Below are 12,164 nucleotides of genomic sequence, written 5' to 3' on the forward strand. Positions count from 1 at the left end.
GGTTGGTTAAGATCTTTCGTCTCAACCGAGGCGCGCATTCTACAGCAGCCTCATTTGCTGTCAAGTGATTATTTTCAGAAGTTTTCGAAGATTTCTTCAACAACTTCAACCACTTGCGCTTCCGATCTCTCGTTAGCGGGAGGCGAATTCTACAGCGTTACACGCTGCTGTCAACACCTCTTTTTCTCCGCTTTCGACCGAGAAGATCGAACCGTTGAAAGCACCAGAAAACCGGCATTTCCAACTCCTTCCAGGCTTCGATGAACTGAAGCGACCCACATTCAAAACCCGCTTAACTCATTGAATTTCAAGGAGTTTTCCGTTTCGACTGCGCCGGAAGTGGGGCGAATTATAGACCTCTGGAATTCGCCGTCAACCCCTTATTTCAACTTTACTCAGATTTCAGCGTAATCCGTGCGAAAGCCTTCTTGCCGGCCTGGCAAACGTGAGTCGCGCCCAGTACATATATAAAGGAACGATCAACCACCTCACCATCTACACGCACACCACCGGAAGCCAGCAGATCACGAGCAGCTGCCGAGTTCTTCACCAGACCCGCTTTATTAAGGACAGCAGCAATCGGCATATCCTCGGCAGCTGTCAGTTCGATCTCTGGCAGATCATCCGGCAGCTCGCCATCCTTCATACGGTTACCCGCACCACGGTGAGCATTGGCCGCAGCCTCTTCACCGTGGAAGCGCGCAACAATCTCCTCGGCCAGCTTGATCTTGATATCGCGAGGATTAGCGCCCGCCTCCACATCAGCACGGAACGCATTGATCTCATCCATTGAACGGAAGCTGAGCAACTCGAAGTAGCGCCACATCAACGCATCAGGAATCGAGACCAGCTTGCTGTACATGACACCCGGCGCTTCCTGGATACCGACGTAGTTGCCCAGCGACTTGGACATCTTCTTCACGCCATCCAGACCTTCAAGCAACGGCATCGTCAGGATGCACTGCGCTTCCTGGCCATAACCACGCTGCAGCTCACGCCCCATCAGCAGGTTGAACTTCTGATCGGTACCACCCAGTTCAACGTCAGCGCGCAAAGCAACCGAGTCATAACCCTGCACCAGCGGATAGAGGAATTCGTGAATGGCAATCGGCTGATTGGTGGTGTAGCGCTTGTCGAAGTCATCACGCTCGAGCATACGAGCAACGGTGTACTGCGAAGTCAGACGAATAAAGTCCGCAGGCCCCATCTGATCCATCCAGGTAGAGTTGAACGCGACTTCGGTTTTCGTCGGATCAAGAATCTTGAACACCTGGGCCTTGTAGGTCTCGGCGTTTTCCAGGACCTGCTCACGGGTCAATGGAGGGCGAGTGGCGCTCTTGCCGCTCGGATCACCGATCATTCCGGTGAAATCACCAATAAGGAAGATCACTTGATGCCCCAGCTCCTGGAACTGGCGCAGCTTATTAATAAGCACAGTGTGACCAAGGTGCAGATCCGGCGCAGTTGGATCGAAGCCGGCCTTGATTCGCAGCGGCTGGCCACGCTTGAGCTTTTCGATCAGCTCGGACTCGACCAACAGTTCTTCCGCACCACGTTTAATCAGCGCTAGCTGCTCTTCAACCGACTTCATAACAGACCCGCAAGGCTCAGATTCAAAGGGAACCAACCATACAAGATCGCGCACCAAATACAAGTTTTGCCCGGCGCACGGACACCAATCCACGGACAGGGCGTCCGCAGACTTGCTTCAGAGATGATTTGGTTATATTTTATACAGTTATTTCATCTTCATCATGTCATTCATCTTTTCCAATTCATCTTTTTCAAAGTCAAATTACTTATGACCACTGAACCGTCTAAAGCGCCACCGCTTTACCCGAAGACCCACCTGCTCGCCGCAAGTGGGATCGCCGCCCTTCTCAGCTTGGCGCTCCTGGTGTTTCCATCCAGTGATGTTGAAGCCAAAAAGACAACGCTGAGCCTTGAACTGGAAAGTCCTGCTGAACAACTGACACAAGATCAAGACGCTGCCGACGCAGCTCAAGCCACAAATGAGTCCGTAGCTTCCCCTTTCGCGCAGATCGAAAACAGCGCCGAAGAGACGCAGGAAACCGCTCAGGCCGCACCAGCGCCGACACCGGTAGCTGAAGAAAAGAAGGCCCCAAATCACAGGGAAGTGATCGTCTCCAAGGGCGATACGCTTTCTACACTGTTCGAGAAAGTTGGCCTCCCGGCCGCGGCCGTCCATGAAGTGCTGGCCAGTGATAGACAAGCCAAGCAGTTCAGTCAGCTCAAACATGGCCAGAAACTCGAATTCGAATTGAATCCCCAAGGTCAGCTGACCAACCTGCACAGCAAGGTCAGCGACGTTGAAACCATCACCCTGACCAAGAATGACAAGGGTTATGTGTTCAACCGCGTTACCGCCAAACCGACTGTTCGCACCGCTTATGTACACGGTGTGATCAACAGCTCGCTGTCGCAGTCCGCCGCCCGCGCAGGCCTGTCCCACAGCCTGACCATGGACATGGCCAGTGTCTTTGGCTACGACGTCGACTTCGCCCAGGATATCCGCCAGGGTGACGAGTTCGATGTGATCTATGAACAGAAAGTGGTCAACGGCAAAGCCGTTGGCAACGGTCCGATCCTGTCCGCCCGCTTCACCAACCGCGGCAAGACTTACACTGCCGTGCGTTACACCAACAAGCAGGGCAACAGCAGCTACTACACCGCAGATGGCAACAGCATGCGCAAGGCGTTCATCCGTACACCGGTGGACTTCGCCCGCATCAGCTCTAAATTTTCCATGGGCCGCAAACACCCGATCCTCAACAAGATCCGTGCCCACAAAGGCGTCGACTACGCCGCCCCGCGCGGTACGCCGATCAAGGCTGCCGGCGACGGCAAAGTGCTGCTGGCCGGCCGTCGCGGCGGTTACGGCAACACCGTGATCATCCAGCACGGCAACACTTACCGTACGCTGTATGGACACATGCAGGGCTTCGCCAAGGGCGTGAAGACCGGCGGCACAGTTAAACAGGGCCAGGTGATCGGTTACATCGGCACCACCGGCCTGTCCACCGGCCCGCACCTGCACTATGAGTTCCAGGTCAACGGTGTCCACGTTGATCCATTGGGCCAGAAGCTGCCGATGGCCGACCCGATCGCCAAATCCGAACGCGCTCGCTTCCTGGCGCAGAGCCAGCCATTGATGGCTCGTATGGATCAGGAAAAAGCCACCATGCTGGCTTCGAGCAAACGTTAAGCCATGGCTCTTTATATCGGCGTGATGTCCGGCACCAGTCTCGACGGGCTGGACATCGCCCTGATCGAGCAATCCTCGGCGATCAATCTGGTCGCCACGCACTACATCCCCATGCCTGACACCCTGCGCGCCGAGCTGCTTGGCTTGTGCGCCAGCGGCCCTGACGAAATCGCCCGTTCAGCGATTGCCCAGCAGAATTGGGTGAAGCTCGCCGCGCAAGGGATCCATACCCTCCTCGAACAGCAACAGCTCAAGCCTGAAGCCATTCGCGCGATCGGCAGCCACGGCCAGACCATTCGCCATGAACCGGCACGCGGTTTCACCGTACAGATCGGTAACCCCGCCCTGCTCACCGAACTGACCGGCATCACCGTCGTCAGCGACTTCCGTAGCCGCGATGTAGCCGCCGGTGGCCAGGGGGCCCCGCTGGTTCCGGCCTTTCATGAAGCGTTGTTCGAAGAGCGTACCGGTAACCGCGCGGTCCTGAATGTCGGCGGTTTCAGCAATCTCAGTCTGATTGAGCCGAACAAGCCTGTAGCCGGTTTCGACTGTGGGCCTGGGAATGTGCTGATGGATGCCTGGATTCATCAGCAACGAGGCGAGAACTACGACCGCAACGGGCAATGGGCAGCCAGCGGCAAGGTTGAGCCCACCCTGCTGAAAGCCCTGCTCAGCGATCCGTTTTTCGTGACGCAAGGCCCAAAGAGCACCGGCCGCGAAGTCTTCAACCTGCCCTGGCTGGAGCAACACCTTTCGCGCCTGCCAGTGTTCCCGGCGGAGAACGTGCAAGCGACGCTGCTGGAGCTCACCGCACTGACTATTGTCGATTCACTGCAAAGCGCTCAGTCCGACACTCGGGAACTGCTGGTCTGCGGCGGTGGCGCTCACAACGCAACACTGATGAATCGTCTGGCCGGGTTGCTGCCGAACGCCAAGGTCGCCAGCACGTCGACTCATGGCATTGATCCGGACTGGGTCGAGGCCATGGCCTTCGCCTGGCTGGCTCACTGCTGTCTGGAAGGGATCGCCGCCAATCGCCCGAGCGTCACCGGCGCCAAAGGCCTGCGCGTACTCGGCGCCATCTACCCCAACTGACAAATCGCAGATAACAAAACGCCGCAGAACCGTGAGGTTCTGCGGCGTTTTATTGTGTTCGGTGAAACGCTATCAGATCGAGAACGAGGAGCCGCAACCACAAGTGGTGGTGGCATTCGGGTTCTTGATCACGAAACGCGAACCTTCCAGACCCTCCTGATAATCCACCTCGGCACCTGCCAGGTACTGGAAGCTCATCGGATCAACCACCAGACTGACGCCTTCGCGCTCGACGATGGTGTCGTCCTCGGCCACATCTTCATCGAAGGTGAAGCCGTACTGAAACCCTGAACAACCGCCGCCCGTAACGAATACGCGCAGCTTCAAGCGATCATTCCCCTCTTCATCGACCAGGCTCTTCACCTTGTGCGCGGCACCTTGAGTGAATTGCAAAGCCGTGGGGGTGAAGGATTCGACGCTCATGCTGACTATCTCCCGGCGTTACGCCGCCATAATGCGTGATGACGCGCATTATCCGCTTGTCCTAGAAAATCGGTCAACTATTGTTACGGTATATCAATAAAGCAGATCAACCGACCAGAATGCAAAAAGGCCCGTTAGACGGGCCTTTTTACCAAGCAAGATCAGTCGTTACGGCAGCATGCCGGCGTGGGACAGGCCCAGACGCTCATCCAGCCCGAACAGGATGTTCATGTTCTGCACCGCCTGACCCGACGCGCCCTTGACCAGATTGTCGATCACAGAAAGCACCACCACCAGATCACCATCCTGTGGACGGTGAACCGCGATTCGGCAGACGTTGGCGCCACGCACGCTGCGGGTTTCCGGATGGCTGCCAGCCGGCATCACGTCGACGAACGGCTCATTGGCATAACGTTTCTCGAACAGCGCCTGCAGATCCACCGAGCGGTCCACCACAGTCGCGTAGAGCGTGGAGTGAATGCCACGAATCATCGGCGTCAGGTGAGGCACAAAAGTCAGACCGACGTCCTTGCCTGCAGCACGACGCAGCCCCTGACGAATTTCCGGCAGATGACGGTGACCTTTCACCGCATAGGCCTTCATGCTTTCCGACGTCTCGGAGTACAGCGAGCCTACGGCAGCACCACGACCGGCACCGCTGACACCGGATTTGCAGTCGGCGATCAGGTGGGAAGAGTCGGCAATGCCCGCCTCAAGCAACGGCAGGAAACCCAGCTGCGTCGCGGTCGGATAGCAACCCGGCACCGCGATCAGGCGTGCTTTCTTGATCTGCTCACGATTGACTTCCGGCAGGCCGTAAACCGCTTCGTCCAGCAGCTCGGGCGCGCCGTGCGGCTGGCCGTACCACTTGGCCCATTCATCGGCGTCCTGCAGACGGAAGTCTGCCGACAGGTCGATGACCTTGGTGCCGGCCGCCAGCAATTCGCCGGCCAGTGCGTGAGCAACGCCGTGCGGAGTCGCGAAGAACACCACGTCGCAAGCGCCCAGCGTCTTGATGTCCGGCACGCTGAATGCCAGACCGTCGTAGTGACCGCGCAGGTTCGGGTACATGTCAGCCACGGCCAGACCGGCCTCGGATCGGGAAGTGATCACCACCACTTCTGCCTGCGGATGCTGTGCCAACAGACGCAGCAGTTCGACACCGGTGTAACCCGTGCCGCCGACGATACCGACCTTGACCATAAACCTGCCCTCAACGAACCCACTGGAAAGCCGTCGATAATAGGGGCCGCGCGCCCCTGCGACAACCGTCAAGGTGACGTGCGGACGCTCAAGCCTCTACTATCCGACCTACCGTGAATCAGGGAATAACCCAATATGCTCTATCTGTGGATCAAAGCGCTTCATATCGTCAGCATCGTGTGCTGGTTTGCCGGCCTCTTCTATCTTCCGCGACTGTTCGTTTATCACGCGCAAAGTGAAGACACGATCAGCAAGGAACGCTTCAGCATCATGGAGCGCAAGCTCTATCGCGGCATCATGGGCCCGGCAATGATCGCCGCGCTGATCTTCGGCGGCTGGCTGATCTACCTGAACCCGGGCATCTTCAGCAGCGGTGGCTGGATCCACGCCAAACTGACCCTGGTCGTGCTGTTGATCGGCTACCACCACATGTGCGGCGCGCAGGTAAAACGTTTTGCCCGTGGCGAGAACACCCGCAGCCATGTCTTTTATCGCTGGTTCAATGAAGTGCCGGTTCTGCTATTGCTGGCTATCGTAATTCTGGTCGTGGTCAAGCCGTTCTAACTTCAACAAATACAACTTTCCGGGGTACTTCCGATGTCGCTGCCCGCTCTGCTCGAACAACGTCTGCGCCTGCCTGTGGTGGCGGCACCGATGTTCCTGATTTCCAATCCTGAACTGGTGCTGGCGTGCTGCCGCAACGGCGTGGTTGGCAGCTTCCCGGCGCTGAACCAACGCGAAAGCAGCGGGTTCAAGGCCTGGCTGGAGCAGATCGAAGCAGGCCTGGCGACACTGGAGAACCCGGCGCCTTATGCCGTGAATCTGATTGTTCACAAGAGCAATCCACGTCTGGAGGCGGACCTGGACATCTGCGTCCAGCACAAGGTACCTATCGTCATCACCAGCCTCGGCGCGGTGAAGGAAGTAGTAGACGCCGTGCACAGTTACGGCGGTCTGGTCTTCCACGACGTGACGACCCGCCGCCATGCCGAGAAAGCCGCCGAGGCCGGTGTCGATGGTTTGATCGCTGTTGCAGCCGGTGCCGGTGGGCACGCCGGGACCTGGAGTCCGTTTTCGCTGATCGCCGAGATCCGCGAGTTCTTCGACAAGACCCTGTTGCTTGCAGGATGTTTGAACCATGGGCATGAGATTCTCGCCGCACAACTGCTCGGCGCGGATCTGGCCTACTTCGGCACGCGATTTATCGGCACCACTGAAAGTCATGCGCCTGACGCCTACAAGCAGATGCTGCTGACTGCCAAAGCCGCCGACATCATTCATACTCCTGCCGTGTCCGGTGTTCCGGCCAGCTTCATGCGCCAAAGCCTGGAGGCCGCCGGTTTCGACATGGCAGCCCTGCAAGGCAAGGGTGAAGTGAATTTCGGCGACAAGCTCAAGCCGATCAACGACGAAGCCAAGGCCTGGAAAACCGTGTGGTCTGCGGGTCAGGGCGTGGGGCAAATCGACGATCTGCCAAGCGTGGATCAACTGGTGGCGCGTCTCGATGCCGAGTACCGCCAAGCCCTGGAGCACGCAGCGCAACTGCCGAAACGCTGGCCGCGCTGAATGAAACCTGGCCGGTCGCTGTCTGACTGGCCTTAGACTCAATTTATCTCGCGACAAGGATGCCTCGGCCATGAGCGAACCCCGTTACAAGATCGTTTTCGACGGCGCGCTCCAGCCCGGCGTCGATATCACCACGGCCAAATTGAACCTGGCCGATCTGTTCAAAAGCGATGTCGCCGCCATCGAGCGCCTGTTCAATGGCCGCACCGTCGCGCTCAAGCGTGATCTGTCGCACAGCGATGCGCAGACCTATCTGCAAGCGCTGGGCAAGACCGGGATCGACGCCCGGATCGAAGCGGAAACGCCCATCGAGCTGAATCTGTCGGATGTCCACGAGCAAAGCGCTGCCGTCGCGGAGCCTGACTCGCCTTATGCGCCCCCTCGCGCCGCCGTCGGTGAAAGCCTGCCGGCATTCGCGCCTCTCAAGCCGCTCAGCGTTGAAGGCCGGATCGGTCGCTTGCGTTACCTTGCATGGTCGATGGTGTTGAGCCTGGTCGCCCTGCCAATCGTCAGCGTATTCGCGCTGATCGGTCTGGGCCTGGTCAGCGCCGACTCGACGACCGGCCTGATCATCGGCGGTCTTCTCGCCTTCTTCCTGTTTCTGGCCTTCGCGATCGTCGGCATCCTGTTCAGCATTCAGCGCTTGCACGATATCGGCTGGTCGGGATGGCTCTGGCTGCTGACCCTTGTTCCGTTCGTGGGCAGCTTCTTCCCGCTGGTGATCATGGTCGTGCCGGGCAATACCGGCGCCAACCGCTATGGCCCACCACCTCCGCCGAACAGTACGGCAGTCAAAGTGCTGTGCTCTTTGTGGATCGTGTTTATCGGGCTGTTTTTCATGGGCGGCTTGCTGGGTGGGATTACCGCCATCCAGCAGGAATACGAAAGCAGTCTTGAAAGCAGCTATGAGAGCGGTTCGGTGACCACCGATGAAATCGATGTCGAAGTCGAGCCGGCCGCGAATTCGGCAGACGATGCAGCCGAAGCTGCTCTCGCCCCTGTAGACTCTGCGAAAGAATGAACAACGCTCCCCGCCGTGACACCTGCGTCGACGGCGCGGCGCTGTTGCGATGGAGATTTGCATGACCCGTTACGCTCTGATCACCGGCGCCTCCAGCGGCATCGGCCTGGCCATGGCCGAAGCCCTGGCACGCCGTGGCCGCAGCCTGATTCTGGTGGCTCGCCAGCGTGATCAGCTGGAAAGCATTGCGATTGAACTGACCCAGCGCTTCGGCGTGGAGGTACTGTTCCGCGCCTGTGATCTCGGCGAGCCGCTGCGCCTGTCCGGCTTTCTGCTGGAGCTTGAAGAAGGCGACCGGCAGATCGATCTGCTGGTCAATTGCGCCGGCATCGGCACTTGCGGCCCGTTCCTCGCCCAGGACTGGATGACCGAGCAGGACCTGATCGAAGTGAACATCCTCGCGCTCACCCGCCTCTGCCATGCCATCGGCAACAGCATGGCGTTGCAGGGCGGCGGGCAGATTCTCAATGTCGCGTCGGTGGCGGCCTTCAACCCCGGGCCGTGGATGAGCACCTATTACGCCAGCAAGGCGTATGTTCTGCACTTCTCGGAAGCACTGCGGGTGGAATTGAAGAAGTGTGCGGTCAAGGTGTCGGTGCTCTGTCCCGGCCCGACCCGCACCGCGTTCTTTCGCACCGCGCAACTGAACAACGACAAACTCAACGCCAGCAAACTGCTGATGAGCCCCGAGGAGGTCGCGCTGTATACCGTGCGCGCCCTGGAGAAAAACCGCGCGATCATCATTCCCGGACGCCGAAACCGCTGGTTCGCCTTTCTGCCACGGCTCGGTTCGCGCTGGCTCAATCGCACGATTGTCGGCATGGTCAACAAGGCTTACTGCCCGCGCTGAAAAGCCCTACGGCAAAACACTGGGCGGGCTAATCCCCCTATGAGTACACTCAGGCCAGCCCAAACAACGGAGAAAACAGCTGTGGATACTCTGTTCACCAAGATCATCAACCGGGAAATCCCGGCGAAGATCATTTACGAGGACGACCAGGTTCTGGCGTTCCACGATATCGCCCCACAGGCACCGGTGCATTTTCTGGTGATCCCGAAGAAACCGGTACGCACCCTCAATGACCTGACCGAAGACGACAAGGCACTGGCCGGGCATATCCTGTTCACCGCCCAGCGTCTGGCGCTGGAACTGGGTTGCGAGGAAGGCTTCCGGGTGGTGATGAACTGCAATGAAATGGGCGGGCAGACTGTCTACCACATTCACATGCACGTGCTCGGTCAACGCCAGATGAACTGGCCGCCGGGCTGATTGAACCCAACGATCGGTGGGAGCGCCCCGCTCCCACATGACCCAGCGCAAACCTTCCCCGGCCGATTCGGTTAAACTGGCCGCCGAGATTCTTCCCGGAGGTCAGCATGACTACCCAACGTCACTACTCGCCCATTGATCGTCTTCTGCTGCAAGCCGATGCCGCGATGCGTACCCTGCTGCCCTTCAGCGGCCAGCCGTACCGTCCGTCGCCGGCGATCGTGCAGCCCGATGTGCAGATGAGCGATGAAGACACCCGCCATGTCGCCGGCCTGATGCGCATCAACCACACCGGTGAAGTCTGCGCCCAGGCGCTGTATCAGGGCCAGGCGCTGACCGCCAAGCTGCCACAGGTGCGCGAGGCCATGGAGCATGCGGCCGAAGAAGAGATCGATCATCTGGTCTGGTGCGAACAGCGCATTCACCAGCTGGGCAGCCACACCAGCGTGCTCAATCCGCTGTTCTATGGCATGTCGTTCGGCATCGGTGCAGTGGCCGGGCTGATCAGCGACAAGGTCAGCCTCGGGTTTGTCGCGGCGACCGAGCATCAGGTCTGCAAGCATCTGAACGAGCATCTGGAGCAACTGCCGGCCGAGGACGAAAAATCCCGGGCGATTCTGGAGCAGATGCGTATTGATGAAGAGCATCATGCGGAAAGTGCATTGGAGGCTGGCGGTTTCCGCTTTCCGGCGCCGGTGAAGTTCGGCATGAGCCTGCTGGCCAAAGTGATGACCAAGAGCACTTACCGGATCTGAAAAACGCCCATAAAAAAGGCGACTGCCGCAAAGCAGTCGCCTTTTTTTGTGCCTGGATTTCTTAGCTCGGCATATTGCGCGCGTAGAAGATTTCCAGCATTTCGTGCTTCACACGCTCGGTCACCTGAGCACGTTGCTCGGAAGACAGATTGCTGGTGGCGTCGCCGAACAGGTAGTTGTCCAGTTCGAAGTTTTTCAGCAGCATCTTGGTGTGGAACAGGTTTTCCTGGTACACGTTCACGTCGGTCATCTGATACGCGTCGCGGGTGTCTTCGGAGAGGTAGTTCTGGATCGAGTTGATCTCGTGGTCGATGAAGTGCTTGTTACCTTCAACGTCACGGGTGAAGCCGCGCACACGGTAATCCACGGTCACGATGTCCGAATCGAACTGGTGAATGAGGAAGTTGAGCGCTTTGAGCGGTGAAATGACACCACAGGTCGACACGTCGATGTCCACACGGAAGGTCGCGATACCGGCGTCCGGATGGATTTCCGGGTAGGTGTGCACCGTGATGTGGCTCTTGTCGAGGTGGGCCAGGATGATTTCGGGCAACGGGCCCGGGGATTCTTCGATCTGGCTTTCGGTCGGGGTCACCGGCTCTTCCGAGATCAGAATCGTGACGCTGGCACCCTGAGGCTCATAGTTCTGACTCGCAATGTTCAGAATGTTGGCACCAATGATTTCGACAACTTCCGTGAGAATCTGCGTCAGGCGTTCGGCGTTGTACTCTTGATTGATGTACTCGACGTAAGCCTGCTGGTCTTGCGGGGTTTCCGCGTAGCAGATGTCATAGATGTTGAAGCTCAAGGTCTTTGTCAGGTTATTGAACCCGTGGAGCTTGAGTTTGCTTTTCACCGTTAAAAACTCTCTATGTATGCGGCACGGCCGCGTGATCAAGCATGCCCGTCAAGTGCGAACAACGCACCTGCGTAGGACGGTTAACACCTCTTCGCGATGGCGATTTTGGTTATCTGTTCAGGCGGATGACCCGTCGGTTGACTGATCACGGCCCTGAAAAAAGTGGCGCATTATGCAGACGTCAGCGGGGGATCGCCAGAGTCTGCACTGCTTTTATGATAGTTGAATGTCGGCTCAGCCGAGTTCAACGATTTCGTAGTCGTGGGTGATCGCTACGCCGGCGGCGCCGAGCATGATCGAGGCCGAACAATACTTCTCGGCGGACAGTTCGATGGCGCGTTTGACCTGGGCTTCTTTCAGGCCCCGGCCCTTGACCACAAAGTGCATGTGGATCTTGGTGAACACTTTCGGATCTTCGGTCGCGCGTTCGGCATCCAGAAAGGCTTCGCAGCTTTCAACGGCCTGACGGGACTTCTTCAAAATGCTGACCACGTCGAAATTGCTGCAACCGCCGACACCCAGCAGGAGCATTTCCATGGGGCGGACACCCAGATTACGACCACCGGCGTCCGGCGGACCATCCATGACCACGACATGACCGCTGCCGGATTCGCCGAGGAACATGGCTTCGCCAGCCCATTGGATGCGTGCCTTCATCGCCAAGACTCCACTGTAGAAAAAAGGGTCGCCAGCTTAGCACAGGGCCCCGCCCGGACAGCGAGCACGTTCCTAGGACGAATGCACCT

Annotated in this window: 13 protein-coding genes; 8 read left to right on the plus strand and 5 right to left on the minus strand. The window is 58.3% G+C overall.

The annotated features are described in order from the left end of the window. Positions 1-391: 391 nt before the first annotated feature. The gene (tyrS, locus tag AC07Y2_RS01555) at positions 392-1,591 is read right to left on the minus strand and encodes a tyrosine--tRNA ligase (protein WP_103385430.1); all 1,200 of its coding nucleotides are present in this window, start codon (positions 1,589-1,591) and stop codon (positions 392-394) included. Between the two features lie 210 nt (positions 1,592-1,801). Here tyrS and AC07Y2_RS01560 point away from each other — a divergent pair, with 210 nt between their 5' ends. Together AC07Y2_RS01560 and AC07Y2_RS01565 are read left to right on the plus strand one after the other, a co-directional pair. Beyond that, positions 1,802-3,226, plus strand: coding sequence for a peptidoglycan DD-metalloendopeptidase family protein (locus tag AC07Y2_RS01560; RefSeq protein ID WP_103385429.1), 1,425 nt, complete (start codon positions 1,802-1,804; stop codon positions 3,224-3,226). 3 nt (positions 3,227-3,229) lie between these two features. Further along, on the plus strand, positions 3,230-4,321 hold the full coding sequence (locus AC07Y2_RS01565) for an anhydro-N-acetylmuramic acid kinase (protein WP_103385428.1): 1,092 nt from the start codon (positions 3,230-3,232) through the stop codon (positions 4,319-4,321). Between the two features lie 72 nt (positions 4,322-4,393). On the opposite strand, the gene erpA is transcribed toward AC07Y2_RS01565, so the two are convergent. Next, positions 4,394-4,744 carry an iron-sulfur cluster insertion protein ErpA gene (gene erpA, locus AC07Y2_RS01570; protein WP_003228776.1) on the minus strand — a complete coding sequence of 117 codons (351 nt, stop codon included), beginning with the start codon at positions 4,742-4,744 and terminating at the stop codon, positions 4,394-4,396. A 168-nt stretch (positions 4,745-4,912) separates the two neighbouring features. After that, a complete protein-coding gene (gene argC / locus AC07Y2_RS01575) occupies positions 4,913-5,947 on the minus strand; it encodes an N-acetyl-gamma-glutamyl-phosphate reductase (RefSeq protein WP_103385427.1) in 1,035 nt (344 codons plus the stop codon). A gap of 135 nt (positions 5,948-6,082) precedes the next feature. Here argC and hemJ point away from each other — a divergent pair, with 135 nt between their 5' ends. The 6 genes from hemJ to coq7 all read left to right on the plus strand — a co-directional run bounded on the left by hemJ (position 6,083) and on the right by coq7 (position 10,559). Further along, on the plus strand, positions 6,083-6,511 hold the full coding sequence (gene hemJ, locus AC07Y2_RS01580) for a protoporphyrinogen oxidase HemJ (RefSeq protein ID WP_103385426.1): 429 nt from the start codon (positions 6,083-6,085) through the stop codon (positions 6,509-6,511). 33 nt (positions 6,512-6,544) lie between these two features. Next, a complete protein-coding gene (locus tag AC07Y2_RS01585; protein WP_039768107.1) occupies positions 6,545-7,513 on the plus strand; it encodes an NAD(P)H-dependent flavin oxidoreductase in 969 nt (322 codons plus the stop codon). 70 nt (positions 7,514-7,583) lie between these two features. Then, positions 7,584-8,534, plus strand: coding sequence for a DUF805 domain-containing protein (locus tag AC07Y2_RS01590; protein WP_103385425.1), 951 nt, complete (start codon positions 7,584-7,586; stop codon positions 8,532-8,534). 61 nt (positions 8,535-8,595) lie between these two features. Then, positions 8,596-9,384: an SDR family NAD(P)-dependent oxidoreductase gene (locus AC07Y2_RS01595; RefSeq protein ID WP_007956321.1), complete on the plus strand. Its 789-nt coding sequence runs from the start codon at positions 8,596-8,598 to the stop codon at positions 9,382-9,384. Between the two features lie 81 nt (positions 9,385-9,465). Then, on the plus strand, positions 9,466-9,804 hold the full coding sequence (locus AC07Y2_RS01600) for a histidine triad nucleotide-binding protein (protein ID WP_007956318.1): 339 nt from the start codon (positions 9,466-9,468) through the stop codon (positions 9,802-9,804). Positions 9,805-9,911: 107 nt separating this feature from the next. Next, on the plus strand, positions 9,912-10,559 hold the full coding sequence (gene coq7 / locus AC07Y2_RS01605; RefSeq protein WP_007956317.1) for a 2-polyprenyl-3-methyl-6-methoxy-1,4-benzoquinone monooxygenase: 648 nt from the start codon (positions 9,912-9,914) through the stop codon (positions 10,557-10,559). A 61-nt stretch (positions 10,560-10,620) separates the two neighbouring features. On the opposite strand, the gene speD is transcribed toward coq7, so the two are convergent. Both speD and AC07Y2_RS01615 read right to left on the minus strand, forming a co-directional pair. Continuing rightward, entirely contained in the window at positions 10,621-11,415 is a 795-nt protein-coding gene (gene speD, locus AC07Y2_RS01610; protein ID WP_007956315.1) for an adenosylmethionine decarboxylase, read from the minus strand. Between the two features lie 237 nt (positions 11,416-11,652). Beyond that, on the minus strand, positions 11,653-12,075 hold the full coding sequence (locus tag AC07Y2_RS01615) for an OsmC family protein (protein WP_016772921.1): 423 nt from the start codon (positions 12,073-12,075) through the stop codon (positions 11,653-11,655). Between the last annotated feature and the right edge of the window lie 89 nt (positions 12,076-12,164).

Source organism: Pseudomonas sp. GW456-12-1-14-TSB6, from assembly GCF_059424205.1.

Excerpts from the sequence above, each read along its gene's own strand:
- AC07Y2_RS01595 (WP_007956321.1), top strand. The coding sequence starts at position 8,596 with ATGACCCGTTACGCTCTGATCACCGGCGCCTCCAGCGGCATCGGCCTG.
- hemJ (WP_103385426.1), top strand. The coding sequence starts at position 6,083 with ATGCTCTATCTGTGGATCAAAGCGCTTCATATCGTCAGCATCGTGTGC.
- AC07Y2_RS01560 (WP_103385429.1), top strand. The coding sequence starts at position 1,802 with ATGACCACTGAACCGTCTAAAGCGCCACCGCTTTACCCGAAGACCCAC.
- coq7 (WP_007956317.1), top strand. The coding sequence starts at position 9,912 with ATGACTACCCAACGTCACTACTCGCCCATTGATCGTCTTCTGCTGCAA.
- erpA (WP_003228776.1), bottom strand. The coding sequence starts at position 4,744 with ATGAGCGTCGAATCCTTCACCCCCACGGCTTTGCAATTCACTCAAGGT.
- argC (WP_103385427.1), bottom strand. The coding sequence starts at position 5,947 with ATGGTCAAGGTCGGTATCGTCGGCGGCACGGGTTACACCGGTGTCGAA.
- AC07Y2_RS01590 (WP_103385425.1), top strand. The coding sequence starts at position 7,584 with ATGAGCGAACCCCGTTACAAGATCGTTTTCGACGGCGCGCTCCAGCCC.
- AC07Y2_RS01585 (WP_039768107.1), top strand. The coding sequence starts at position 6,545 with ATGTCGCTGCCCGCTCTGCTCGAACAACGTCTGCGCCTGCCTGTGGTG.
- tyrS (WP_103385430.1), bottom strand. The coding sequence starts at position 1,591 with ATGAAGTCGGTTGAAGAGCAGCTAGCGCTGATTAAACGTGGTGCGGAA.
- AC07Y2_RS01615 (WP_016772921.1), bottom strand. The coding sequence starts at position 12,075 with ATGAAGGCACGCATCCAATGGGCTGGCGAAGCCATGTTCCTCGGCGAA.
- AC07Y2_RS01565 (WP_103385428.1), top strand. The coding sequence starts at position 3,230 with ATGGCTCTTTATATCGGCGTGATGTCCGGCACCAGTCTCGACGGGCTG.